Raw genomic sequence first — 25,505 nt, 5'->3', positions numbered from 1 at the left:
AATGGCGCTCTTTGTGGAAGGTTGAGGGCCATTCAGTCACATTCAGTTGAGTTGGGTGTTGTTTAGTTCATAGGGAAGTGTAAATGTAAATTGCGAGCCTTCGTTTGCTTTGCTGGTTACCGAAATACTGCCATTATGGGCTATCAATATTTCCCTGCATATAGCCAATCCCAGTCCCGTACCACCGCCGCCTGTTCGGGTTCTTGTGCTTTGGGTAAATTTATCAAATACTGCATCCAGTTCATTTTCCGGAATACCAACACCTGTATCGGCAATAGTAACTGAAATGGCAGGTGTTGTTGTGTTTTCATCAAAAGAATTGTCTAGGGCTGCCGTCGTGAAGGATATGGTAATTTTCCCATGATCAGGAGTAAATTTAATGGCATTGGATATAATATTACGGACAACCTGAAGTATTTTATTAAAATCGAAATAGGCAATGGTGGGGGCATTTGCGTCGTTGATGGAAACTTCAATATGTTTTGCTTCCGCTAATACTCTCAGTTCTTGAATGCAGTTAGTAACAGTGTCTCGCAAATCATTATTTTGACAGCAGAGGTCAACTTTTCCAGCTTCAAGTTTTGATAAATCAAGTAGATTATTTAGCAGTTCAAGCAGGCGGTGGCCACTTTTATTTATGTTGTTAAAGTATTTTAGTAGGGTCGCTCTGTGACCCGAGTCGATTTTATGAATACCCCTGTCAGAAAAACCCAATATAGCCTGCATGGGAGTGCGTAATTCGTGTGACATATTGGCAAGAAACTCAGATTTTAGCTGATTTGCATGTTCAGACTTTTTTTGTAAGTCACGATGTTTCATGGCCAGTTGGTGCATCAGGCTACTTTGTACTTTCATGTTTTTCAACTGTTGCACTTCAGTACTGATATCCGTTATAAAACAAAGTAGTGCGTTATAATTAGTGGTTTCTTCATCTCCATCTCCATCTTCATCAAATAGCATGGGTTGAATATTGTCCAGTTTACTAATCGATATTCGTAACGGGATTACTTGCTGATTATTCGCCAAGCCGAAAATTTTATGGCTGTTGTTCAGATCGGTGGGCTCCATAAGGTATTGAGTGACAGTCCCCTGATAGCCAACCGGTAATTGAAACAAATTTAGATCATCTACAGCTTTATGTTTTAAGTCTATTTCCTGGTAGCCAAACAGGGCTTCGGCTGCTTTATTAAATGTTTCTATTTGATAGTCTGAATTGATAATAATAATGCCATCAGGTGCATTGTATAATAAAGCCTTTAATATTCCTTGGGAAAAGATTAAGTGATTGGTAGCGTTAAGTGTTTCATCTAAGATTGATTGGATATGGGCTTTATCTGCTTTTAGAGTATTAACCTCATTCTGCAATTGTTGTAATGCTGTTTCGTTTGATGACATGATGATTATTAATACCTGCTTTGATAGTTAGAGAGCGCTTGAGTCAGGCTTTCTTCCAATTGTTGGCTATTTAAAAAAACCTCATTTAACATCGTCCTGTTTTGGTCGACAATTGTTGTCAGGTTTTCTTCCTCTTCTTCGGTCAGGTTGGTGCTTGTGCCGAGTTCACATAAGGTCATACGTAACTCTTCTTCCATATTCTCAAGCACAGTTGCAGCCTTTACTTTAAATTGAGAATTTTGTTCTTGAAAAGAGTGAATAGCGGTTAATAATAAAGATTGCATTTCCATAAACTGCATACTAGCTATCATGCCGTCAAGCATAAGGGCAATATTGTCGGCTTCGTCGCCAACATTACGCACCAGCATAGTAATGTTGCCCCAATTAAATAAGGCCCGTTTTTTGCCAAAATAAAATATTCGTTCGGAGCTTGTGTAATGCTGGACTATTTCAAAATCAATAGGACGCTCGATACCATCGTCACTTTGTATCAAGGTTTCACCATTCATTATGGCTTTGATTGTACAACCGAGTTTATTTTCGCGTGTTAATTCAAAGAAATCTTTTAATAGGTCGCTAAATGTATTGCAGGTTAATGTTTTACGTAAAAACTGGCCTATCAGGCCGACTTTTGAAGAGGTGACCATCAGGTTGAGCGCTAAGTTGTTAGCGTCGTTAACAGATGTTTTTAAAGTTTTAATTTGCTCCTTTTGTTTAAAAGCTAAATTTATTTTTAGCAGTAACTCGGAATTATCAAATGGCTTGGTGATATATTCATTTCCGCCCACTTTATACCCCGATATTTTATCTTCCAGGCTTGCTTTGGCAGAAATAAAAATTATGGGAACTTCATCTGTATCGCCTTCTAATTCCCGTATTGCAGCGCAGGCATCATAACCATTCATCACAGGCATCATCACGTCAAGTAGTACCATATCAGGTTTGCATGCTTTGAATTTTTCTATCGCTTCAACACCGTTTGATGCCGTCTCAATTTGATAATCATCATCTTCCAGTGTATCAGTCATCAGCTCAATATTGAGCTCTTCATCATCAACAATTAATATTTTATAGTTACTCATACGAATCTCCTACATAAATGTAGTGTGTGCGTTATTGATTTCTCTTATGAGCTCATCGCTCATTAATTCACTAAATTCGGACGATAAGCCGAGCTTGTTAAATGCAGGAACTTTTGACCAGTCAATGTTTCCATGTGGGTGAGATGAATTAACACACTCTTGGAGGTACGCAGTTGTCACAACATCTGCATAATCCGCTTCAGAACAATTGTTTCTATCAAAATGTAAATATTCAGCAGGCACATTAGCCAATTCGTCCGGAAACTCCCAATTCTGTAAAATTAACTGGCCGATATAGGGGTGTGCTTTTTCTAAAAGATCATTTGTTTCTACTTCTGATAGATGGATTTTGGCATTATTCAAAAACTTTAAAATAGGTAACTTTCCTACTTGATGAATGAGCCCGGCCAGCATTGCTTTGTCAGGATCTAAATTTTGTGAAAATAATGCCATGCCTCTGCTAAGGGCTGCTACAGAAAGGGAGTGTTGCAGAGTTGCGTCGAAAAATTTGTTATATGCTGCTGATGAAGCGCTAAAGATTTGTTTTATTGAGTAAGTGGTGATTAAGCTTACTGTCCGGGCATTACCAAGTATACTAATGGCTTGTTTAATTCCTGAGACCTTTCTGTTTTTGGAGGAATATAGCGGGCTATTTGCGACTTTTAGCAGGTAGATTGTTATCGCCGGGTCTGTACTTACGATATCGGCAATTTCCCAGGCAGATATGTAGGGGGAATAGCTTAATGCTTCACGTACATTTTTGGCGACTATTGGTAAAGTGGGTAGTTCCAGGGAATTGCTTTCTAATTCTTGATTAATAACGCTAATTAAATTTAGCTCTTTCGTATGCCGCACTGCTTAACTCCTTTAAAATCAGCTTATTATTGTAGTTTTTGAACTTTGTAATCTTCTTTCAGACTTAATTTACTCAAATATAGTTTAAGTTGTAGGATTAACCAGTCACTTGGTGTGTGTTCTGAACTTGCTGCCTTAGTGCGGCTAGTACGGGGGATTTGGGGAAAAGTATAAATAACCATTTAAATAATAAGGTCTTATTAGTTTTTTCTCGGGGGAGGTTGCAGTAATATAGTGCAATTGTCGTACATATATTTGCGACATTACCTCTTGGTTTATTATACCAGCAAAGCTTTACTGGAGAGGTTTTTGGGCTGTCGAAACAGTTTTACCGGGCAATAGCATCTCTGTATTCGGCTATAGCTGTCTGTATATTGAGTGGTTATGCCATTGAGCAAGTTAAATGAATCTACAGAAAAATGATTATAGAGGAACGGACTGCGCTGCTCATTTTTAAACAGGTGGTATCAGGGTTCTATTGGGATAATTATACGAAAAGGAAAGTAAATGTCTGTGAAGTTTTTAATGTTTTTATTCATGGCCACCGTTGTTACTCTTGCTTCAGTACAGGCCTGTGATTTTGAATGTACCTATAAAAAGCATATCAGTGCTATTGAGAAAAAAGATCTGGCCTCGTTCGAATCTACCATTACTCCCGGGAAAAAACTCACCTTTATCTTACCCGACGGTACCTTTTTTGAGGACAGCGCTACCTACCGCAAGTTACTCAAGGGCTGGTTTGCCGAAGGGGGCTGGAGTTTTACGCCCGAGGTGCTCCAGGTGGAGGAAACCAGCGAAATGGGTACTGTGCTATTGAAGGTGTTTTACCATGAAGATGACCGTAACGGTAAACCTTATGACCTGGAGCATTATTTATATCTGGTGTTTAAAAAGCAGGGGGATAGCTGGTTTTTGATCCATGATCAAAACACTAAGGTTAAAGCCGTTACCGGGGATAAGGCTAAGGCAAGCTAGCCGTCGTCAAAGCGGTAACCGACGCCGTATACCGATATTATAGGGTTGTAGTCGTTTTTAATATTGCTGATTTTGCGGCGGATGTTTTTGATATGGGTGTCGATATTGCGGTCGCTGACCTCTTCGGATGCATTATACACACTGTCGATCAGCGCCTGGCGGCTGTAGACCCTGTGACTGTTGGTGAGCAGTTTTTCCAGCAGGCGGAATTCTATCGGGGTCAGCTCCAGCGCTTGGTCAAATAAACTGACCTGGTATTTGTCCGGTTCAAGGGTAAAACCCGATTGTTTGATCAGGTTTTCAGTTGAAACACCAACCCGCCTTAATACCCCTTTGACCCGGGCGATCATTTCCCTTGGGCTGAAAGGTTTGCAGATATAATCATCGGCTCCCAGCTCCAGGCCCAGCAAGCGGTCTATTTCTTCATTTTTGGCGGTCACCATAATAATAGCGACTTGGGAAAACATTCTGATTTCTTTACATAAAGTTATGCCGTCGCTGTCCGGCAGCATTAAATCCAGTAAGATCAAATCTACCTGATTGTTTTTCACATGGCTGACCACGTCTTTGCCGCTGTCCATATGGGTCACGGCAAAGCCGGCATTTTTACAATAGGCGATTTGCACTTCGGCAATATTCATTTCATCTTCAACAATCAGGATTTGCTGTTTGCGCATGTTTTTATTCACCTCAAACGATCAGTACTTTGACAGCGGCAGGGTCAGTTTAATGCATAATCCCCCCAGCGGGGAAGACATGGCGGTGATTGTGCCCTGGTGCGCTTCGATAATTTGTTTACACAGTGCCAGTCCCAAACCAGAGCCGCCATATTTTCGGCTGCGTGAAGCCTCTACCCGGTAAAAACGCTCGAATAACCTGGCTTGTTTTTCCACGGCAACGCCGGGAGCTGAGTCTTGAATTTGAATTTCCAGCGTTTGCCCTGTGTTATAGCTGATGATATTAATCTTGCCTCCCGGGTGGGTGTAGCGGCAGCAATTCTCCAGCAGATTGGAAAACAGTTGCTGAATTCTGTCTTTATCGACAATGGCTTTGAACGCTCCGGCGTTTGGGGCATCCAGGTTATGGCTGATGCTGAGGTTACAGTGCTCAAATTTCCCCCGGTAGTTCTCGACTACCTGCGACAGTAGAACCAAAGGCTGTTGCTCTGTTTTCTTGTAGGTCAGGCCGCCGATATCCGAGCTGGAAAGCTGGTAGAGGTCGTCCACCAGGCGGTTTAATTTCTCGATTTCATCGATAAACAGGGCGATTTTTTTCTCATCCGCCTGGAATATACCGTCCTGTATGGCAATCAGCTGGGACTTGATCACCGTGAGCGGGGTTCTTAATTCATGGGAGGTGTCCGACATCCACTGGTAGCGGTTACTCTGGTTTTTTTCCAGGGTCCGGGCGAGGTCGTTGACGTTTTCCGATAATTGCCCCAGTTCGTCCCGGGTCAGCAAGGGCACCCGGGTATCATAGGCACCGCTGCGCAATCGGTTGGTGGCGGCTATCAGGCTTTTTATCGGCGCTACCAAGTGACGGGATAAGCCCAGCGCCATAACCACGGCGAGAAAAATCACCGCCAGGGCGATCAGGGCAAACATTTGGTATTGCTGTTTCAGGAAAATGCTGGCGGGGCTGTTTTCCTGGGCATGGGCGGGTACCAGCGCCAGGTAGCCTACGGTTTCGCCGTTAAAGGTGATGGCCTCGATCCACTCGTTTTCATCAATATCTTGCCGGCCGACAAAAGGCACTTTATTGGCGTCATAAAAACTGATGCGGCGCTCGGTTTTGAGCACATCGTCATTATTGTTCCTTGGCGGTGGTCTGTTATTGCTGTTGCCGCGTTCTTCTCTTGGCGGCCGGTTGTTTCTGTCCCGGCGTTTTTCTCTGGGGGGCGCTCTGTCGTTCCAGTCTCCGCGTTCATGTCGTGGCGGTGGTCTGCGGCTGGCGCGATTCTCAGAACCGGGCGCCTCTTTGGTTTCTGCGCTGCCTGAGTCGGGTTTAAACACATCGCGCCACAACTCCCGGTTTTCCGTCAGGGGCTGCCAGCTTTGATGTTGCTGATAAACCTGAGTGAGTGACTGTTTTACCCGGGTAAAGTATTGCTGGTCGCTGCTATCGACAAATGCATTAAAACCTGAGGTTAAACTCCAGATCACCAGGCCCAGCAATAACAGCACGGCAATAAAATTGCTGATTAAAAAGGCGAGTGAAAATTTATGTAGCAGTTTCAAAGGATAAGATCCGGTATTGGCGGTACTGGGATTGAGTTCGGATTTGTTCACTAGCATAACCCCATTGGCAGAGAAAATACCGCTCTTTTTGGCTTTTTAGCTGATTTTTCTGCCGCTTAAGCGCATGGGTAAAGGTGCGCTTAAGCGGCTCTCTGGGTTTAACGGCAATAAGTACCGGTTTCAATTTCCCCGCCGTTGCTGACGGTTTTCTGCTCGAAATCATAACAGTTGGCCGAGCTTGTTGATGGCCGGTAAGTCACATAATAATTTTGTCCGCGGTAGTCATAGCTCATGGTGCGGCTGCCATCCTGGCCGATGACATGGCTGAGGTTGTCGACGCCACCTTGCGGCGGGGTCAGGTTGGCGCGGGCGCCTGTGTTATCGCCGTTTAACGGGCTGACACGCGGCAGGATACTGGTATCCACTTCCCCCACCAGGCATTGGATGATATAAGGCGGCGCCTCTGAGGTATGGTAGCGGTAGCCATAACTGGTATCGGGTTGGCCGTTGCAAACATCTAAAGCACCGTTCTGAATCACCGAGCCGTCCGGATTGTTATTGCCGTATAAGGGGTAGCCGTCGTAACCCCAGCCTATGATGGTATCGTCGGCTTTATCTGGCATGGCTTCAATCATACAGTTGGGGGAAGCGTGGTAATGATAATCGTCGCCGCGACCGGCATGGCCGCCGCAGTTATCCAGCTGGCCCAAAACCAGGGTATCGCTGTTGGGGTCATAGTTATAAATATCTAATTCTCCCTGGGCGGAATAATCGTAAATCGGTACCCCGTTTACCGCTACGCCGACGGCGGCATCTATGGTGGTCGGGCTGTTGGCCAGTTGCGGTGCCAGTTTGATCGGGGCGGCATAGTTGAGTGCAGGTACCGGAATTTGCTCGTTGGTGCCGGTAATGCCGTTCATCAGGTCGTGATCCGGATAGGTATCTGAGGTGATATAGGCATAATTTTCATCACAGCTCACCACGACGTCGCTAAAACCAGAGGCGGTAACGGAATCAGAGATCCGCTGGCAGGCGCCAGGGCTTATGTTGCCATTGGTGCTGCTCTCAGTACCGGAATTTGAATCGAGGTCGCGTGTATAGCTGACGGTTAAACTTGCTGAGGCCAGGGTGATATCTTCAATGGCCGTCAGCAGGGTGTCCCGGTCTGCTGCGGTAGGATCTCCCAGGTTGGCATGATCGGATAAGGCATACAGGGTGAAGGTATAGGCTTTATCTCCCGGCCCCTGGGAGCAGGGGGGCGTATACTCATTAAGGCCGTTGACACTGTTGGTGCCTAAGGTGCCGAGCAGTTCACCGCTGGCGATGGCATTAATACCGGCGGGAATATCATAGTCTATCCAGTACCAGTGGTTCTCGCCGTCAGGGGCCTGGTGGTCCATTAATAAGGCGAAATTTGTGGTTTGCGCCGGTGCGCCCTGCCAGCTTACCGGGGGAGAAATACTGTTGCCGTCACAGGTATAAGTGCCGGGTAAGTCGCCGCCATCCGTCATCACCGGGCTGGTTAAGCTAAAATTTGCTGTTGTCGGGTCTGGCTCCGTGCTTGTTTCTTCTTGTTCTTTCCCGGAGCCGGGTCTGGGTCCCGGGCTTTTCGGGTTGCAGGCAAAATACTGTCGATCCGGGGTAAATTCACAATAGCCGTTTTCAATCCGGTTGCCCCGGCTTACCTGGCACAGGCTGAATTCTGCCTGGTCCTGACAGCTTATTATTGCCTTCTCCGGGGGCTGGCCGCCGGGGCCTGCCGGTCTTGGCGGCGGTTCAGGTATAAAGGCCTGGGCCAAAGGGGTTAATGCCAGCAGGCAGGCCGAAGTGATTAGATTAGGCTTCATGAGATATCTCCTTAATATGTGATTTAGTGTTTATCCGTATCCTGGTGTGAGTGCGCTTCTCCCTGGTGTTGGTGTGTTTTATTGATGCCTGTTTTGGCTACTCTCTGAGAGCCAAAGGCGACCCGGGCGCTTTTCCCTGCCGGGATCATTTGATATTGGGGTTTGGCCACACTGGTATAAACCGCCCCCAGCGACGGCGGAAAGTGCATATCGAGGTGGTTAATTTGCTTTTGTCCGTGGCTGCCGACGAGTTTGACCGGGGTAAAGCCATGATGGCTTTGCGGTAAAAATGCTATCTGTTCTAATAACAGCTTTTCGTCATTGATAGCTAAGCGGGTTTTTTTGATCAGCAGGCTTCTCAGGAATTGGCTTTGCTGCTCCGGCGTTAATGTGGCGGGCATGAGTTCGGATATCTGCCCCGTCAGCCAGGCCCGGTTGTCTTGCAACCTGGTTTTCCAGTGGGCCAGATCCAGCTGCAGCAAGATTTCCACCTGGCCGTCCCTGAGGGTGATTTTGGCAGTATTCTCTTTTAAAGCGTGGCCATAGGCCTTATTGCTCAGCAGGGCGCTGCTGGCCAATATCAGGCAGCAAATAAAGATAGTGCTCAGTAACAGATAAGCCAGGTAATAGCGGTAGCCGGTATAGGTTTTTTTAATCAAGCTCAGCATGATGACTTGCCCCGGCGGCAGTTGCTGCCGCTACCGGCATTTAGGATGGGAATTATCAGGAAAGCGTAAAATGACTTCAGTTTGTTATGCATAAAGATCACCTGTTTCTGCTGGATGAGGAGTTAATGATGATCAGTATATCGAGGCAATATGGGGGAAAAATGGAAATGAATGTGCTAATAGTTTTTTGATATTTAAGGTTATTTTTGGTGGTGGCGAAGGTTTTCGTTAAATGTGTGGAAAATGTGTACCGGCTTGGCTGGAGCGCATGAGGAAACTCCGGGCCTTAGCTGTCGGCCCGGGACAAGCCCGGGCAATAATTTGAAAGCGCAGTGAGGCTAACTATTTATCTAATGCATAAACAATAAAGGATTAATCATTCCAGTAATGGTCAATCTTGTTGCCGTCTACCGTGATGCGGACATGGTAGCGGTTGCAAAAACAGGAGAAATGGAAATCCAGGGAGTTGTAATAAGAGGCATTGTCTATGCTGTTGAGGAAATTCTGGTAATTGCCATGGGTGCTGCTATTGCCGACATAGGCTCCCCAAAGCTGTCGCCCGCGGTTACCTTCGCAGCCGTATTCGCCATTGATCTTACTGCTGCAACCCCGAAAGACGGCAAGATAGGAGTCGTTTTTGCGGCCGATAATCCAGCGGCCATTTTCCTGGATTTCATTAAACTCCTCGGTTGGCCAGTGCAGGCTGACATCGGTATCGAGCGGGCCAAAGAGGTCGCCGGCATTGATTTCCGAATTGGGCCAGTAGATGGCCATCAGCAGGTTGTCCTGCTGGATCACTTTCGGCAGGTGGGTGTTGTTGGTTTGGCTGCCCCGGCTGTCAAAGCTTTTCACTTCGCCGGACTGACTCCAGACGGCGATATCTTCCACCGTGGCAACCCAGGGCCAGGTCTGATAACCCATATAACCGCCGTAGTGGTTGCCAAGCGAGCTCAGCACTACAGAGTTGTTTTTATAGATATCGACATTAAGCCCGGCAAGGTTGGAGCCGCGGGTAAACGTCGGTGTCAGGTTTTTACCCAGCAGCCACAGCGGCGTGGCGACATCTTTAAACGACTGGTGATCTTCCAGGGAGTAATAATCGTCTATGCCCCAGAACGTATCAGACCAGGTGTCGGGATGGAAATAACCGCCGAAACTCCACTGGAACAATACCCTGTCCTGGCGGGAGAGCTTGCTGTTGACGGATGCCGTGATGCTGTGGCCGTTGGCAACCGTTTTATTTTCAACTGCCGACCAGCTTTCGATCACTGAGGTCATGTCTACGTTTGTGGTGCTGATAAAGGCACTGCCGGCGCTGGCACTCGTTGGCTCCTGGCCCAGGCCGGTCAACACATAGATAACCTTGCTGTGGTTGGCGGTATAGGCGTTGAGGTATTTGCCGGTATTGGAGCGTCCTGCTGCCGGGAAAAAAACCCCGTGATCATTGGTGGCCCATAACACTTCTGTTAACAGGCGTTTTACCGCCCCTGTGGCCAGGGTTTTAATGGTTTGATCCCGGGAAAAGTCGGCCAAATTCAGCAAGGCCGACATGGTATAGGGAAAGTAGTTGGGAGACAGGAACTCATAAAAGCCATAGTTGTTTTTCAGTTCAAGAAAATGTACCAAACGCTGGCGCATCAGGCTGTCTGCAGCCTTGTTGTGATGTTCATCCAGCAGCCAGGCGGAAGAGAGCCACATGATCATATGGTTTTCCGACCAGTAAATATAACTTTTCTCGCCGGACTCCAGCCACAGGGGCACACCGGAGGCTTGGATGCCGCCGGTGATTTGCTGGTCGTATTCGTCACTGAGGTTGAGGACACGGATCAGCTTGATCAGGGTGAAATCCGCCTTGTCTGAGCTGCGGTAGTCGTCGAGCAAATCATCCACCACTGAAGGGTTGCTGATATCCAGGGCCGCCAGTATCGGCATGGCACTGGTGGAGGGGCTGGCGGCGGCAATCTGGTTATGTGCCTGCTGGCGCTCCTTAAAGGCCTGCTCGGTGGTTTGTGCCTTGGCGGCGGTGATAAAAAAACTCAGCAATAGCAAGATAAAAATACTTACTCTATTGCTGAGGGGAGAAGCTTTTAACAACGGATATTTCATGTATTTTCCTTAATTTATTCTGATGGGGCATGCCTTCCCCTTACAGGTCCGATGACAAAATTTGACAGGAAAACTGCCATATCTGTCGCGGTAAACAAGAGGCGGGGATAAAAAATGGCGTAAAAGTGAACTTTAGGCGGAAAATTGTCCGGGATTTTCCTTAGGCCGACAGGGGGAAATATAAGCTTAGTTTTTGGGGGGCACCAGGGGAGAGTCCCCCGGTGCTTTTGCATAGGTGCTGTTGTACTTAAGGTACGGGGTTATTGCTTTTGCCAGCTAAAAGCTTGAAACGGCTCATCAACCGGGGTCTGTGCCAGGTGATTAACATAATTGCTCATCACCTTCTGGGACAAACCCAGCACTATATCCAGCAGGTGTTTTTGTTGGTAGCCGGCGGCATAAAACTTTTCTATATCGGCGGCATCTATCACGCCGCGGTTTCTTACCATCAGTAAAGTGGTTTGCCGTAAGGTTTCCAGCTTATCGCTGGGCAAAGGGCTTTCATCCCGCAATGCCGTGATAATGCTTTCATCGATTTTCATGCTGTGGGCGATGGCCGTGTGGGCGGGTACACAATAGTGGCATTGGTGCTCTACATTGATGGTTTGCCACACTACGGTTAATTCCTCTTTATCAAAGGATGACTGCATAAATAAGGCATGCAGCTGCTGGTATGCCTCGAGCGCCTGGGGAGACTCCGCCATAACCGCATGCAGGTTGGGGATCATCCCAAAGGATTTCACCGACTGTTCCAGCAGGGGTTTTGCTGCTTCCGGCGCTGTTGCTAATGTGTGTAGTTCAAAGCTGCTCATGGCTGTTTACCTCGATTTTTTCAGTGTTTGGATAAAGAAAATGTTCAAGTTTATATTCACGCTTTAATAAACATTAGTTGATCTTGAACGATCGTTCAAGTTATATTTGAACAAGTGTTCAAATTTGTTTTTTGGATGTTGTTTTACCCTTAGCTAAAGGAAAGTAGGAAAGTAGGAAAGTAGGAAAGTAGGAAAGTAGGAAAGTAGGAAAGTAGGAAAGTAGGAAAGTAGGAAAGTAGGAAAGTGAAGCTGTTATGGCCAATAAAGTAAAATTTGATCGCGATGAAGTGATAGATAAAGCCACCTTGCTCTTTTGGCAGCAGGGTTTTGGCGGCACCAGCATGCGTGACCTACAGCAGCACCTGGATATGCGCCCGGGCAGCATTTACGCCAGCTTCGGCAGTAAAGACAATTTATTCAAAGAAGTGATCAAGTGTTACGGCGAGCAATGCCTGCAAGCACTGGAGTGCTTTCAGCTTGATGCTTCAAGCCCGCTGGCGGGATTAAAAAGTTTTATTCATCATGTCACTTTAGGTGAGGAGGAGCCTGGCCAATGCCGTTTATGTCTGCTGGCAAAAACCTTAAGTGAGCTGCCGGCAGAGCAGCAAGAGCTGATCGCCGCCGCCCAGCAGGCGTTATTGCTGGTGGAAGATAAATTTGAGCAGATCTTGTTGCGGGCCAGGGAGTTGCAGGAGTTGTCTCCCGGCGCCGACTGTCAGCGGCTGGCGAAATGGCTGCAAATGCAGCTTATGGGGCTCAGGGCATATGCCAAAAGCCAGGTGGGTAAAGCCGAGCTGGAAATGATGATTGACGATATTTTTACCAGTTTAAAAAGTCGCTGAAATTTAATCAAAAATCGAGAACCCCCCTTCATTTGATAACAAATTAGTTGCTTGTCAATATTGTCTTCAAACTAAAAATCCGTATGATGCACGACCCAATTTAATAATTCTGCCACTAAGCCAGTGGTTTTTATTTCCGGAGCGCTTGTACACAGTGAGAAAGCTATTAACTTCCCCGTCTAAAATGCCTTTATCCGACAATGAAGTCATTATTTATCAAAATGCCCTGAAACAGGTATCTGACATCAGTTTAAATCTGATGGCGGTGAAAGTTGACAATCACCCCGGTGAATTTAATTTATGGTGCCGTGAGCTGGCGGAAATTTGCTTATACAAAGTTAATCGCGATTTGCTGGACGAAGCGCAGTTTAAACCGTTAAACAAATTGATCGAGCTGATGAAGCTTGGCGCCAGCGTCAGCCAGTTACGTATGTCCTGTATTGCTCCCTGGCCGTTTTATGTCGGTTTTTTGCAGGAACAGGCCGAGATTCATGCCCTGGAAGAGCGCAGCCGCTTGCTGATTTTTATTGAGAAAATAAAAGCTACGCCGCTGGCGGAAATGATTAATGAAGACCGCCTGGCTTTTGCCGGCAAACATAGCAGCGGCCATGATACCGCCGTGTATAATTTTGATGTCGAATGGTTCGGCGGCACTAAGGGCGCTAAGGCGTTTCATAATGTCCTGGCCCAGTACCCTGAGCTGCTTGATACTGCCCTGGCGCATATCCCGTTAACCGGGGAAGTCACCAAGAGCGATTATCAGGCGTTTGTCCGCGATTTTAAACTTGCCTTCGATAAAATCGGTGAAAAAGCCACCTTGCCCCCTGCCACCCGCTTATTGGCGATGCGCCGCCCGGACCAGTTTGTGGTCTTGACCAGCGGCAAAATCGACAGCATATGCCAGGGGGTCGGCATCCCGCGTTTAGGCAACCAGAGTTTTGACGATTATTTCACTGCCCTGATCGGCAGCGTACGCAATATGGCCTGGTGGCGTCAGGATGCGCCGGAAGATGAACAGGAACTGTTCCTGTGGCAGCACAGGGCGATCTTGCTCGATATGCTGTTTTATGCCGACAAGCAAACGGCGGAAAATTCCAATTACCTGAAATTACTGAACAAGCCGGTAAAAGTGAAGGCGGAACGGGCTGCTGGAACAGGCGGCCGTCGCAGCAAAGATACCGCCGCTATGCTGGTGGACCGCGCCCTGGCCGCTGAAGATATTCCCGAGCATATCCTGGCGAAACGCGACTCTATTGTCGCCGAAGTGGAAAAGGGCAAAAAAGTGGAAGATGTGTTGAATTTAATGCGCATGATTTTTGGTTAAGCCGCTTTTCTTAACTGGTTGTTTTCAGCGCTGCTAATACGGCAGCGCTGTTTTACTCAACTCCCTCTGTTCTCTTATTAATTCCTGCTGTTATCTGCTGCCAAGTCCAGGGCATAAAATAAAGGGTAAGCTAAAATAGTTATTGTCAGCTTCTGACTGGACAATACCTTATGCGATGCTTATTTCACCCGGGCCTATCTGCTGCTTGCTACCTCCTGGCACTGAACTGTTTTGCTGTCAGCGCAGAAGAAGATGTCAACAAGCTTTTTAGTCTCTCCCTGGCGCAGTTGTCTGAGCTTAAAGTGACGTCTGCCACTAAGCATAAGCAGCCGTTAAACCAAATCCCGGCAACCGTGTATATTTTTACCGAACAGGACTTTAGCCGTTATGGCTTTCGGGATCTTAAAGATGTACTCAAATATACCTGCGGGGTGGAATATGGTGATGCCCATTCCTGGCTGCAGGGAGGACAGAGAGGTTTTACCGGCACCTGGGCGCAGACCCGGATACTGGTCGATGGCCGGGATGCCGATGAAATCAGCCGCAACAAGGCGCATGTCGTCCATCAATATCCCCTTTATAATGTTAAGCGGGTGGAGGTGATCCAGGGACCGGCCTCCTCTCTTTATGGCGCTGATGTTTTTGTCGGTTTGATTAATATTGTCACTAAAACCAGCGACAATTCCGCACCGGGACAACAACTGTCAATGACCTATGCCAGGGGAGAAGATGAGCTGGAAAGCTCGCAAATCAACTACTCGTGGATCCACCGGGAAAAACCTTGGGGTTTAAGCCTGCATGCCAGCTACCTGGATCTTAAAGACCCGGATTTTTCTGACTATGTATTAACAAATGAATACAGTCATTTGAACCAGGAGCTCAGAGCTGGTTTTATGCGTGCCGGCTTCCCCTATAAAGACGATAATGAAGGGCTGAACCTGTTGCTTAATTACCAAAGGGAGTTAAGCGACTCAAGCCATCTGGAGCTCGGCGTGGATGTGCGCAACAGCCGGGATGGCGGTGGCATAGAGAATCCTGAGTTGATTTATAGCAATTTCAAAGAAACCAAAGATCAGCTGCGTACTTATCTGAGTTATCAGAAAACCCGGGAAAACGAGGATAAGTTATCTTTCGATTATCAATTTGTGCGGGAAAGAACCATTTACGACTTTAACCTGCGTAATTTAGATCTCGGCAACCCGCCGCCGCTGCTGAGCTTTGCCCAGGAATGGACCCACCTGAAAAACTATACCCTGCAATACGATATCAACAATCAGGCATTGGATAATTATCTGATCTTGGGGTTGAACTACAAACATTTGGATCAGGCGAAACCGCAATTTGAACTCAGCAGTTTTGATGCCACCGAGCCGTTTCTCGAGCATAAGGTAAAATCCCTGTATGTTCAGGATCAGCAAAGCTTCTGGCAGGGAAAGGTCTTGCTGACGCTGGGGGCCCGCCATGATGACAGTGATTTATACGGCAGCGTTAATACTGTCAGGGGGGCAGTGCAATATAATATCAGTGCAAACCAGTCGGTGAAGCTGCTTTATGGCGAAGCTTTTCGGGAGCCGACCCTGTTTGAATTAAGTACCAATAAAGATCTTAATCCCTCGGATATTACCACCACGGAATTTGTTTATGACCACAGGCCGAATAATGCTGTCAGCTATAAGCTCAGTCTCTATCACAGTGAAGCTAAAAATATTATTGCCGAAGATCGCCAGTCTACCGATGGCATAGATCGCAATATCGGCAAAAAAGAAGCCGATGGGCTCGAATTTTCCATGCAGTGGCAATTAAAGCGCTATCAGGGGTTCTTCTGGCTAAACGGTGTTGATGTTTCCGAAGAGCTGGATGTTGCCGAGGTAAAAATGGCGGCCGGTATCACCCGGATATTGGATAGTCACTGGCAAGTCAGTGCGATAACAAAATATACCAGTGAAGTGGATACCCAGGCCTTTAATGAAAATGCCGATCGGGAAATTGTCGAAGTGGACAGTTATCACACCTTAGATATTATCCTGAAAAGTAAAGAATTCACTTTCGGTAATGCCGGGTTGGCTTCCCTGACGGCAACGATAAAAAATGCCTTTAATCATAAAAACTTTTATTCCAATCCCAGGGGCCCGGACCCGATAAAATTTCTCGATCAGGGGCGCAGTTTTAGCCTGCAGGCAAACTTTACCTTCTAGCCATAATTTCCTTCTCCCAAGCCCGTATAAACAGCCTGTCACGGCTATTTAGCTGCTGCAGGCATAGTAATTGCTCTGATGAATATGAATAGTCGTGAGTTAATCTCATGTTTTTAATGCTTTATTTAGCTAAGTTCTGGTTGGCTGGCTGCTAAAGGCCGAAGACCGCAAGCGCGGCTACTTTGTCTACCGGGTGGATGCTTGAAAATAGTCTATGCTCTAATTTGGTGCGCCGGTGATCACCAGGCACTAAAAAGGTGCAAACGAAGGAGCGATTATTCTTTATTCATAAAAGTAATAAAGCTTTGCCTGAAGGAAAGGGAAGAGATGATGATAACCCGGTTACAACAAAAACAAGCGGGTCAAAAAAGTTTGCCGGGAAGTAAACTGGCGGACTGCATATGTTGACCGAAGAGCGCATTGCAGCAAATACGCCGGACAAAGCAGAAGTTATCCCTAAGATAAGCGCTGCAACTCAGGGAAAAAGAGCCTGGTTTGCCAAGCTGGCATTGGAATTTAGCTTTGGTGCTTACGGCACTAAACTGAGCTCGGTTAAACGCCATGGTCCCCTGTCGGTGCAAAAAGCCTTTTATCCCGAGGGGGCCGATTGCGCCCATCTGTATTTGTTACATCCTCCCGCGGGTATAGTCTCCGGCGACTGCCTGACAATTTCTGTCTCCGTTGATGAAAAAGCCCATGCCCTGCTGACCACCCCGGGGGCCAACCGCTTTTACCGGGCGCGTTGCGATACCCGCTTGGGGGAGAGCAGGCAGCGCCAACAGATCACTGTGAAGCTGGCCAAACAGGCGGTATTGGAAAACTTTCCCCTGGAAACCCTGGTATATAACGGCGCCGATGCCGTTAGTACGCTGGATATTCATCTGAGCCGTCAAAGCAGTTATCTCGGTTGGGATATCGTTTGCCTGGGGCTGCCGAAATCGGAGCAGCCCTTTAACAGCGGTGGTTTTACCCAGGTAAACCGCATTTACCTGGAGCAGGCATTAACTTATCACGACCGTATTCATATTAACGCCGACAATGGCCTATTAACACATCCCGCCGGGCTTGGCGGCAATAGTGTGTTCGGTAATTTTATCATTGCCGCCGGCGCCTTATCTGGTGACGGTAAACAAAGACAGCTGCTGATCGACGGTATCCGGGAACATCTGGAACAACACCAGGCACAGCAATACATTAGTATCAGCGATATCAATGGCATTTTAGTGGCCCGCTACCTTGGCAATAGCGCGCAGCAGTGCCGCTTGCTCTTTACCGGCATTTGGCAGCTGGTGCGGCCCTTATGCCTGAACCGGGAGATCAGCGAGCCGCGCATCTGGTTTACCTGATGTTGCCGGGCAAGTGTGAACAACGAATAAATAATACGAGTGGAAACATATGGAACTATTACCCAGAGAAAAAGACAAGTTGCTGCTGTTTACCGCGGCATTGCTAGCGGAGCGGCGTTTAGGCCGGGGATTGAAACTCAACTACCCGGAAGTGGTGGCTTATATTTCGATGGAAATCATCGAAGGGGCGCGGGACGGGAAAACCGTGGCCGAGCTGATGGATTTTGGCCGCAGCTTACTGACACGGGAGCAGGTGATGGCAGGGGTGCCGGAAATGGTGGCGGAAGTGCAGGTTGAAGCCACTTTTCCCGACGGCACTAAGCTGGTGACGGTACATGAGCCGATAGTTTAACGGAGGAAATATGATCCCAGGTGAAATCAAGACCGATGGCGGCGTACACGAACTTAATGTCGGCCAGGAGAAACTGACCCTGAAAGTCGCCAACAGCGGCGACCGTCCGATCCAGGTGGGTTCCCATTATCATTTTTACGAAGTGAATCCGGCGCTTAAATTTGACCGCGAGGCCAGCAAAGGTTTCCGCCTGGATATTACCTCAGGCACGGCGGTGCGCTTCGAGCCGGGGCAGGAAAGGGAAGTCACATTAGTGGCTTACCGCGGGCGTCGGCATATCTATGGCTTTCGCGGTGATGTCATGGGCGAACTGGAGGATTAAAAAATGGCTTCGATAGATAAAAACGCTTACGCCCATATGTTCGGGCCAACCACGGGCGATAAAGTACGGCTGGCAGATACGAACTTGTGGATTGAAGTGGAATACGACTACACCGAATACGGCGAAGAAGTAAAATTCGGCGGCGGCAAGGTGATCCGTGACGGCATGGGACAGAGCCAAGTCTCCAGTGTCGAAAGTCCGGATCTGGTGATCACCAATGCCCTGATATTAGATCACTGGGGCATAGTTAAAGCGGATATCGGCATCAAAGCAGGGCGTATTGCCGCTATCGGCAAGGCGGGTAATCCGGATATCCAGGATAATGTCGATATTGAAATCGGCCCGGGCACGGAAGTGATTGCCGGTGAAGGCCAGATAGTGACGGCGGGAGGCATAGACGCCCATATTCACTTTATCTGCCCGCAGCAGGTGGATGAAGCCCTGATGTCCGGAGTCACCACTATGATAGGCGGCGGCACCGGGCCTGCTACCGGCACCAATGCCACTACCTGTACCCCGGGGCCGTGGAATATCACCAAGATGCTGCAGGCCACCAATGATATGCCGATGAATTTTGGTTTTCTCGGTAAGGGCAATGCCAGCCTGCCACAGGCGTTGGAGGAGCAGATCAAGGCGGGAGCGTGCGGCTTGAAACTCCATGAAGACTGGGGCACCACCCCGGCGGCCATCGATAATTGCTTGTCGGTGGCGGAAATTTATGATGTCCAGGTGGCGATCCATACCGATACCTTAAATGAGTCAGGTTTTGTTGAAAGTACCCTAGCCGCCTTTAAGGGGCGTACTATCCATACCTATCATACCGAAGGGGCCGGCGGCGGCCATTCGCCGGATATCATCAAGGCCTGCGGCGAGGAAAATGTGCTGCCTTCGTCCACCAACCCGACCCGGCCGTTTACCGTCAATACCATAGACGAACATCTGGATATGTTGATGGTGTGCCATCACCTGGATCCGTCGATACCGGAAGATGTTGCTTTTGCCGACTCCCGTATCCGTAAAGAAAGTATCGCCGCAGAAGATATTCTCCATGATCTCGGGGCCATTAGCATGATTTCTTCCGATTCCCAGGCCATGGGCCGTGTGGGGGAGATGATCACCCGCACCTGGCAAACCGCCCATAAAATGAAGGAGCAGCGCGGACCGCTGTCGCCGGACAAGGAAGCTAATGATAACTTTCGCGCCAAACGATATCTGGCGAAATATACCATCAACCCCGCCATCAGCCATGGTATCAGTCATGAAGTCGGCTCGGTGGAAGTGGGCAAGCTGGCGGATCTGGTGTTATGGAAACCGACATTTTTTGCCATTAAACCTGCGTTGATCATCAAGTCCGGCTTTATTGCCGCCGCGCCCATGGGAGATGCCAATGCCTCCATACCCACGCCGCAACCTGTCTATTACCGGCCTATGTTTGCCTCGTTTGGCCAGGCCAGTGCTGCCAGCTCGATGACCTTTTTATCCGGGGCGGCAATCGAGGCGCAGGTACCGGAAAAAACCGGCATGACCCGCATGGTGGGGCAATGCCGCAATACCCGCAATATCAGTAAAAATGACATGGTACACAATAACTGGCAGCCAAAAATGGAAGTGGATGCGCAAACATATGAGGTGCGGGCCAACGGCGAGTTATTAACCTGCGAGCCTGCAACCGAGTTGCCGCTGGCGCAGCGTTATTGCCTGTTTTAGTGCCGTGGGAAACAGAAGGAAATGATAGATGTTACAAGTATTTGAGCGCCTCGGGCTGAAGTCTTCGGGCCATAAGCAGCAGGTTATTGATGACAGCATTACCCTGGATTTTGATACCCGGCAAAAGGCGCGTATTAAAGGCACTACAGACAAAGGGCTGGCGATTGCCATTTTTGTCGAACGGGGGCATCCGTTAAAAATCGGCGACTTGTTAAAAAGCGAATGCGGCCAATTCATTGAAGTCCTGGGATCACCTGAGTCTGTGACCACGGCCGTTGCTACTGACTGGCTAACGTTCAGTAAGGTGTGTTATCACCTGGGCAACCGTCATACCCGGCTTCAGGTAGGGGAGTTATGGCTGAGGTTTCAACCGGATCATGTGCTGGCAGAGCTGGTGCTAAGGTTTGGCTTAACCTTAAATCACCAACCTGAAATATTTGAGCCGGAAAGCGGTGCCTATGGTGCGGGGCATAGCCATGGTCATCATCATGGCCATTTTCATGAGCATGCCCATGAATAGTAGTGGCGAACGGGGGACTGCTGTTGCTCAGGCCGCTATGGCGCCGCTGCAGCTTAACCGCTTATTGCAACTGTGTAGTGCCAACTTACCCGTGGGCGGTTTTTCTTTTTCCCAGGGGCTGGAATACGCCACAGAAAAAAACTGGGTAAAAGACCAGGCCAGTGCCCACAGCTGGATTGCCTTGAACCTGTGCCAGGGCATCACTTATACCGATTTGGCACTGCTAAAGCGGTTATATCTTGCGATTGACCAGCAAAATATGGCGCAGGTTATTCACTGGAACCAACAGCTGATTGCCTGCAGGGAAAGCAAGGAATTACGGCTGGCGGATGTGGTCATGGGCAAGGCCCTGATGCGTTTGCTGGCGGGGTTGGATGATATAGAGCTTGTCGGGTATCAGGCGTTAATTGAGCTGCCGGAAATCAGCTTTGTCTGCGCTTTCGCCCTGGCGGCCTATTTGTGGGACATAGATCTGGCCAGCACCTTAAGCGGCTATTGCTGGACCTTTATCGATAACCAGGTGGCGGCGGCGACCAAGTTAATCCCGCTCGGACAAACCCAGGGACAAAATCTGCTGTTTAGTTTAAGCCGGGAAGTGGCACAGGCCGTGAGCCGGGCCGACCAGCTTGTTGATGAAGATATCGGCGCCAGCCTGCCTGGACTCGCCATGGCCAGTGCCTGGCATGAGAGCCAGTACAGTCGCCTTTTTCGTTCATAGAAAGTGTTTGGCAGGAAATTTACTTTGAGTGTTTTTAGGAGAAGAGATGAGAAAAAAACAAGTATTAAGGATAGGGGTCGGCGGCCCTGTCGGCTCGGGGAAAACCGCGCTATTAAGGTGCCTGTGTCTGGCATTGCGGGATAAATACGATATGGCGGTGGTGACCAATGATATCTATACCCGGGAAGATGCCGAGTTTCTTACCCGCCACGATGCCCTGGCGGCGGAGCGTATTGTCGGGGTGGAAACCGGCGGTTGCCCCCATACCGCGATCCGCGAGGATGCGTCCATGAACCTGGCCGCGATAGATGATTTTCAGCAAAGTTTTCCCGATCTGGATTTTGTTTTGGTGGAAAGCGGCGGCGATAACTTAAGCGCGACTTTCAGTCCGGAACTCTCGGACTTGACCCTGTATGTGATTGACGTTTCCGCCGGCGATAAAATTCCCCGCAAGGGCGGGCCGGGGATCACTAAGTCGGATTTACTGATCATCAATAAAATCGATCTGGCGGATATGGTGGGAGCCTCGCTGGAGGTGATGGATCGGGATGCGAAAAAAATGCGCGGCGATAAACCTTTTGTTTTTGCCAATATGAAAACCGAGCAGGGACTGAGTGACATTATCGGTTTTATCGAACGCGAAGGCATGTTGCAGCCGTTAGCTGTAACTCAATCATAAATAATGAACCTTAACAAGAAGAGGGCAAGATGCGACTATTCACTGTTATTAAAATAACCTTCATTTTTATTGCCAGTTTGATCTCCGGCCAGGCGCTGGCCCATACCGATCATGTGCTGGGAGAAGGTTTGGCTCACTATCTCTATCATGGTATTTCAGCCGTTATTGTTTTGTTGGTACTGGCCAACGTCATTGGCTGGTGGCGGGGAAAATTCCTTAAACAAAAGTAACGGCTAATGGCTTAACGGGACTGCAAGACTCCCCAGATATTTTGTGCCATATCAGGCAGAAGTTTTCTCTGTTTGATATGGCGGTTTTTTATCTATAAACCCTAAGTTATATTGCGGTTACCGGAATATATATTTTAATAGCATGCTTGTTTTGCGGGTGCTGATTGGGATCGTTCAGGTACTCCTCAAAGGCGCACCTGTCATCCGGCATATAACCGCTGCCGGGCAGCCAGTCACTGTAGAGTATATCCCAGGCCTGCTGATATTCGTCGGCGTCAATTTCAAAGTGGGCGCTGGCGTATTTGCCGCCGGGCAAAACCGAGATGCCGATATCGCCGTCGGACTTGCTGCCGGGGGGCACGGAAATACAGACATCGGATTTAAACTTTTCGAAATCCGTGATTTTTAACCCGTCGCGAAACACGGTAAAAAACCGGGTGCCGGGGCAGCTGACCAGATCATGGGCGGTCCCCCAGGTCATTAATTTTTCAAACAGTTGCGCCCACTTTTTCTGCTGGCCTTTAAAAGGTCCGATATGGCGCAGATAAGCCAGCTGAACCTCAGGTAAGTTACTGACTTCTATGGTGACATTTTTTCTGGTTAACATATCTAAATTCCACTGTTTTTGATTGGTTTCAGGGTCAATATACAGGGAAGATATGCTGTTCTTTTGCCAGCTTTTGCTTTGTACTTTGCAATTCTTGCTAAATCGCTGCTCCGGTGTTTTACGCCAGGCGGTAGCGCTCATGGCAAAATATTCTTTAAAGGTGCGGGCGAAAGAAGCCGAGTTGCTGAAACCGCAGTCCAGGGCGATGGCAGTTACCGATTTTTGCTTTTGGTACTTCAGCTGGTGGGCGGCTTTTTCTATGCGGATGCGCTGGATATATTTATACAGGGACTCGCCGACGATCGCTTTGAAAATATGGTGAAAATGAAAGGGAGAAAAATTGGCAATACCGGCTAAGGTTTCCAGGCTTTGTTCGCTGGCGTAATGCTGCTCCAGATGATCCAATACCGTATTGATCCTGCGCTTATATTCATTAATCTGATTGATGTTTTTGCTTTCCATGAGCTGATTTATTGACGGACAGCTTGGGGTTAACAGCCGATATTCTTGCCTGCCCGGTGTAATGCTATTGCTTTACTGATAAAGGCCTGAATCTGGGTATTGGCAACAGGTACAGACTTTTTGAACCGGATACAGCCTTTGCCGAGATCTAAACCGGCCAATAACTCTCCCTGCTCATCAATGGCGCTGATGTTGCCGACGTAAAGGCTGACATAATGTTTTTGTGCATTCAGGTGAAACAAGCTGCCGCTGTGGTCGCTGTAGCTGAGCATTTTATATGTTATGCCTTCGTTTAAAAAAGGCGCCGAGGTTTTAATCAGCTTCCTGAGCTGCTCCAGGGTATCGAGGCGCCAGTCGTCGGCTAAGGCCGCGATATATTGTTCGGGGGTCGTGACATCGTATTGCATACCGGCTCCGGTTTAAAAGGCTTGAAATAAAATGCTGGCGGCAATAAAGGAGGTTAACAAAATCAATAATATACAACCAAAAGTAAATACCTTTTTCCTGTGGGGCACATAGTTGGATCCGGTGTGGATCACGGCGTGGGCGATGCGGCTAAAGACAAATGCCCAGGCAATCAGCTGGACATAAAGATTAGTGAACTCCATGGCCCAGAGGATAAAAGTCAGCACATAGAAGAGTACCGGCAGTTCGAACTGGTTGCGGATACAGTTATTGATCTGGCGGACATTGTCGGGCCAGGCATCGTCATGTAAGGCCCGCCTTGCCTGGTCGACCTGACCCTGCTGTATCGCTTTCGCCTTGGTTTTGGCAAGGCGGATATATAAGACAAACACGATGGCGATATTGACTAATACAGGTAAAAATATCAGATTATTTTGCATGTGATCCCTCTTTAATCTTGGTTAACAGCGCCTGGATAAAAGGCCATTTCTTTTGGGTATATAGCTCGCGGTCCTGCCTGTGCTCCCGGGCGAGTTTCCTTTTTAATTCGCAATATGCTGCGGCATCTTGCGGGTGATTACGTAAATGGTCGCGAAATGCCAGGCGTTCAAGCCATAACGGGCTGTTAAAAGGCACCAGGTGCAGGTGGTGGGTGCGGATCTCCGGCGTCGGCTTGCAAAACCAGTGCATTACATCGCTCTTGTAAGGATAATAGCAATAACCGTTGGCGGATAAGATCTCTATTGCCCCTTGGGACTCTGCCAGGCTTTTTACCCCGAGCATAATATCTATCACCGGCTTGGCCGCCAGTCCCGGCACCGAAGTACTGCCGACATGCTCAATGCTGCCGGTGATAAACTGCGGCAACAGCCCGGATAAAAAGCTTTTTTCTGCCTGGAACAAACCGGGCCAGTCGGGGTTATAGTCGCTGATAAAAATGGCATCTTCACTCATGGTTTTCCCCCGGGGCTGCACTGGTTTCTTTATTCCCGGCAAATAACCACAGCAGGGATTCTTTTAATAATTGCGCGCCGTGGATCAGGTTGTGTGCCTGGTTGCCAAATTCAAAGTGATAGTGATAATCCTTAAAGTGCAGGGCCGCCGCCATTTGTTTGTTGCCCAAAGCCCAGTTGCCGTAACGGGTATCGAGATCATGGCTGCCGCTTTGGAAATACATCTTGATCGGCTTCGGTGCTTCATTCCTGATCAGGTAGGGGTATTTGCCGCCGCCGCGGATATCGACAAAACTGCCGCAATGGCTCAGTACCTTGCCAAAAATATCGCTGCGGAACCAGGCTACCGACCAGGCGCAAATGCCTCCCGAGCTAAAACCGGCAATAACGCGGTTTTCGGGATCTTTGGTTATGTTCAGTCCGGCAAGCGCCTGTGGCAGCAACTCATTAATCAGGAAGCGGCTGTACTGGTCGCTGACGGTATCATATTCGAAGCTGCGCTGGCTGTCGGGATGGTGTTCCGCCCTGGTTGGCGTGATCACTTCTCCGGGGTTGACGAAGAGACAAACCGTGGGCGGGATCTCGTTGGCGGCGATCATCGTATCCATGACCGCCGGTACCTGCATGGGCTTCTTGCTGTCGAGATAGCTTTCGCCATCCTGAAACACCATGAGGTTGGCGGGATGCTCAGGCGAATATTGCGTTGGGACATACAGCCAGTAATCCCGGGTGGTACCGGCATAAATGTTACTTAACAATGTCTGCCGGGTTAAGGTACCTGTTTTCATATTTTTGCTCTTGCATCTATCGGCCGCCTTTACCTGGCGGCAGATGTTTTTATTGGCTATAACTTAGCACAAGTCCCG

General features: G+C 48.4%; 26 protein-coding genes. 12 read left to right on the top strand and 14 right to left on the bottom strand.

Going from position 1 to position 25,505, the window contains the following annotated elements; genetic code table 11:
- Positions 1–42: 42 nt before the first annotated feature.
- The 3 genes from SG35_RS27160 to SG35_RS27150 are packed head-to-tail and all read right to left on the bottom strand — an operon-like array spanning position 43 to position 3,332.
- Positions 43–1,395, bottom strand: a complete 1,353-nt coding sequence (locus SG35_RS27160; RefSeq protein WP_053043219.1) for a sensor histidine kinase — start codon at positions 1,393–1,395, stop codon at positions 43–45.
- A gap of 8 nt (positions 1,396–1,403) precedes the next feature.
- Positions 1,404–2,477, bottom strand: a complete 1,074-nt coding sequence (locus SG35_RS27155; RefSeq protein ID WP_053043218.1) for a response regulator — start codon at positions 2,475–2,477, stop codon at positions 1,404–1,406.
- Positions 2,478–2,486: 9 nt separating this feature from the next.
- On the bottom strand, positions 2,487–3,332 hold the full coding sequence (locus SG35_RS27150) for an HDOD domain-containing protein (protein ID WP_044834245.1): 846 nt from the start codon (positions 3,330–3,332) through the stop codon (positions 2,487–2,489).
- Positions 3,333–3,839: 507 nt separating this feature from the next.
- Here SG35_RS27150 and SG35_RS27145 point away from each other — a divergent pair.
- Positions 3,840–4,307 carry a YybH family protein gene (locus SG35_RS27145; RefSeq protein ID WP_044834244.1) on the top strand — a complete coding sequence of 156 codons (468 nt, stop codon included), beginning with the start codon at positions 3,840–3,842 and terminating at the stop codon, positions 4,305–4,307.
- Here SG35_RS27145 and SG35_RS27140 read toward each other — a convergent pair.
- The 6 genes from SG35_RS27140 to SG35_RS27115 all read right to left on the bottom strand — a co-directional run bounded on the left by SG35_RS27140 (position 4,304) and on the right by SG35_RS27115 (position 11,977).
- Positions 4,304–4,984: a response regulator gene (locus tag SG35_RS27140; protein ID WP_044834243.1), complete on the bottom strand. Its 681-nt coding sequence runs from the start codon at positions 4,982–4,984 to the stop codon at positions 4,304–4,306. The two genes, SG35_RS27145 and SG35_RS27140, sit on opposite strands and share 4 nt — an antisense overlap.
- 21 nt (positions 4,985–5,005) lie before the next feature.
- Positions 5,006–6,595: an ATP-binding protein gene (locus SG35_RS27135; protein WP_160298330.1), complete on the bottom strand. Its 1,590-nt coding sequence runs from the start codon at positions 6,593–6,595 to the stop codon at positions 5,006–5,008.
- 107 nt (positions 6,596–6,702) lie between these two features.
- The gene (locus SG35_RS27130; protein WP_053043217.1) at positions 6,703–8,391 is read right to left on the bottom strand and encodes a YHYH protein; all 1,689 of its coding nucleotides are present in this window, start codon (positions 8,389–8,391) and stop codon (positions 6,703–6,705) included.
- A 23-nt stretch (positions 8,392–8,414) separates the two neighbouring features.
- Complete coding sequence (locus SG35_RS27125) at positions 8,415–9,059, bottom strand: hypothetical protein (protein ID WP_044834241.1); 645 nt, start codon at positions 9,057–9,059, stop codon at positions 8,415–8,417.
- A 372-nt stretch (positions 9,060–9,431) separates the two neighbouring features.
- Positions 9,432–11,165, bottom strand: a complete 1,734-nt coding sequence (locus SG35_RS27120) for a hypothetical protein (RefSeq protein ID WP_044834240.1) — start codon at positions 11,163–11,165, stop codon at positions 9,432–9,434.
- Between the two features lie 260 nt (positions 11,166–11,425).
- Positions 11,426–11,977 carry a carboxymuconolactone decarboxylase family protein gene (locus SG35_RS27115; protein ID WP_044834239.1) on the bottom strand — a complete coding sequence of 184 codons (552 nt, stop codon included), beginning with the start codon at positions 11,975–11,977 and terminating at the stop codon, positions 11,426–11,428.
- Positions 11,978–12,231: 254 nt separating this feature from the next.
- On the opposite strand from SG35_RS27115, the gene SG35_RS27110 reads away from it, so the two are divergent.
- The 11 genes from SG35_RS27110 to SG35_RS27060 all read left to right on the top strand — a co-directional run bounded on the left by SG35_RS27110 (position 12,232) and on the right by SG35_RS27060 (position 22,212).
- Complete coding sequence (locus tag SG35_RS27110; protein WP_044834238.1) at positions 12,232–12,819, top strand: TetR/AcrR family transcriptional regulator; 588 nt, start codon at positions 12,232–12,234, stop codon at positions 12,817–12,819.
- Between the two features lie 154 nt (positions 12,820–12,973).
- Complete coding sequence (locus SG35_RS27105; RefSeq protein ID WP_044834237.1) at positions 12,974–14,143, top strand: hypothetical protein; 1,170 nt, start codon at positions 12,974–12,976, stop codon at positions 14,141–14,143.
- 170 nt (positions 14,144–14,313) lie between these two features.
- On the top strand, positions 14,314–16,338 hold the full coding sequence (locus SG35_RS27100; RefSeq protein ID WP_044834236.1) for a TonB-dependent receptor plug domain-containing protein: 2,025 nt from the start codon (positions 14,314–14,316) through the stop codon (positions 16,336–16,338).
- Between the two features lie 401 nt (positions 16,339–16,739).
- On the top strand, positions 16,740–17,684 hold the full coding sequence (locus SG35_RS27095; RefSeq protein WP_084692858.1) for an urease accessory protein UreD: 945 nt from the start codon (positions 16,740–16,742) through the stop codon (positions 17,682–17,684).
- 49 nt (positions 17,685–17,733) lie between these two features.
- On the top strand, positions 17,734–18,036 hold the full coding sequence (locus tag SG35_RS27090) for an urease subunit gamma (protein WP_044834235.1): 303 nt from the start codon (positions 17,734–17,736) through the stop codon (positions 18,034–18,036).
- Between the two features lie 10 nt (positions 18,037–18,046).
- On the top strand, positions 18,047–18,358 hold the full coding sequence (locus SG35_RS27085) for an urease subunit beta (RefSeq protein WP_044834234.1): 312 nt from the start codon (positions 18,047–18,049) through the stop codon (positions 18,356–18,358).
- A 3-nt stretch (positions 18,359–18,361) separates the two neighbouring features.
- Positions 18,362–20,065: an urease subunit alpha gene (gene ureC / locus SG35_RS27080; protein ID WP_044834233.1), complete on the top strand. Its 1,704-nt coding sequence runs from the start codon at positions 18,362–18,364 to the stop codon at positions 20,063–20,065.
- A 28-nt stretch (positions 20,066–20,093) separates the two neighbouring features.
- A complete protein-coding gene (gene ureE / locus SG35_RS27075) occupies positions 20,094–20,585 on the top strand; it encodes an urease accessory protein UreE (protein ID WP_044834232.1) in 492 nt (163 codons plus the stop codon).
- A complete protein-coding gene (locus SG35_RS27070) occupies positions 20,578–21,303 on the top strand; it encodes an urease accessory protein UreF (RefSeq protein ID WP_044834231.1) in 726 nt (241 codons plus the stop codon). The genes ureE and SG35_RS27070 overlap by 8 nt, the downstream gene beginning before the upstream one ends.
- Positions 21,304–21,349: 46 nt before the next feature.
- Positions 21,350–21,982, top strand: a complete 633-nt coding sequence (gene ureG, locus SG35_RS27065) for an urease accessory protein UreG (protein WP_044834230.1) — start codon at positions 21,350–21,352, stop codon at positions 21,980–21,982.
- Positions 21,983–22,011: 29 nt separating this feature from the next.
- Positions 22,012–22,212, top strand: coding sequence for a hypothetical protein (locus SG35_RS27060; RefSeq protein WP_152646702.1), 201 nt, complete (start codon positions 22,012–22,014; stop codon positions 22,210–22,212).
- 106 nt (positions 22,213–22,318) lie between these two features.
- On the opposite strand, the gene SG35_RS27055 is transcribed toward SG35_RS27060, so the two are convergent.
- From SG35_RS27055 to SG35_RS27035, 5 genes are read right to left on the bottom strand one after another with little or no spacing between them, the layout of a single operon-like run.
- The gene (locus SG35_RS27055) at positions 22,319–23,281 is read right to left on the bottom strand and encodes an AraC family transcriptional regulator (protein WP_044834229.1); all 963 of its coding nucleotides are present in this window, start codon (positions 23,279–23,281) and stop codon (positions 22,319–22,321) included.
- Between the two features lie 29 nt (positions 23,282–23,310).
- Entirely contained in the window at positions 23,311–23,688 is a 378-nt protein-coding gene (locus tag SG35_RS27050; protein ID WP_044834228.1) for an iron chaperone, read from the bottom strand.
- A 12-nt stretch (positions 23,689–23,700) separates the two neighbouring features.
- Complete coding sequence (locus SG35_RS27045) at positions 23,701–24,126, bottom strand: MAPEG family protein (RefSeq protein ID WP_044834227.1); 426 nt, start codon at positions 24,124–24,126, stop codon at positions 23,701–23,703.
- A complete protein-coding gene (locus tag SG35_RS27040; RefSeq protein ID WP_084692857.1) occupies positions 24,116–24,640 on the bottom strand; it encodes a GrpB family protein in 525 nt (174 codons plus the stop codon). Before SG35_RS27040 ends, SG35_RS27045 begins: the two co-directional genes overlap by 11 nt.
- Positions 24,633–25,427, bottom strand: a complete 795-nt coding sequence (locus SG35_RS27035) for an alpha/beta hydrolase (protein WP_053043215.1) — start codon at positions 25,425–25,427, stop codon at positions 24,633–24,635. The genes SG35_RS27040 and SG35_RS27035 overlap by 8 nt, the downstream gene beginning before the upstream one ends.
- Positions 25,428–25,505 lie beyond the last annotated feature (78 nt).

The organism is Thalassomonas actiniarum (assembly GCF_000948975.2).
Lineage (GTDB): Bacteria > Pseudomonadota > Gammaproteobacteria > Enterobacterales > Alteromonadaceae > Thalassomonas > Thalassomonas actiniarum.
The sequence above is the reverse complement of the archived record's forward strand: the minus strand, read 5'-3'. Positions and strand labels throughout refer to the sequence as shown.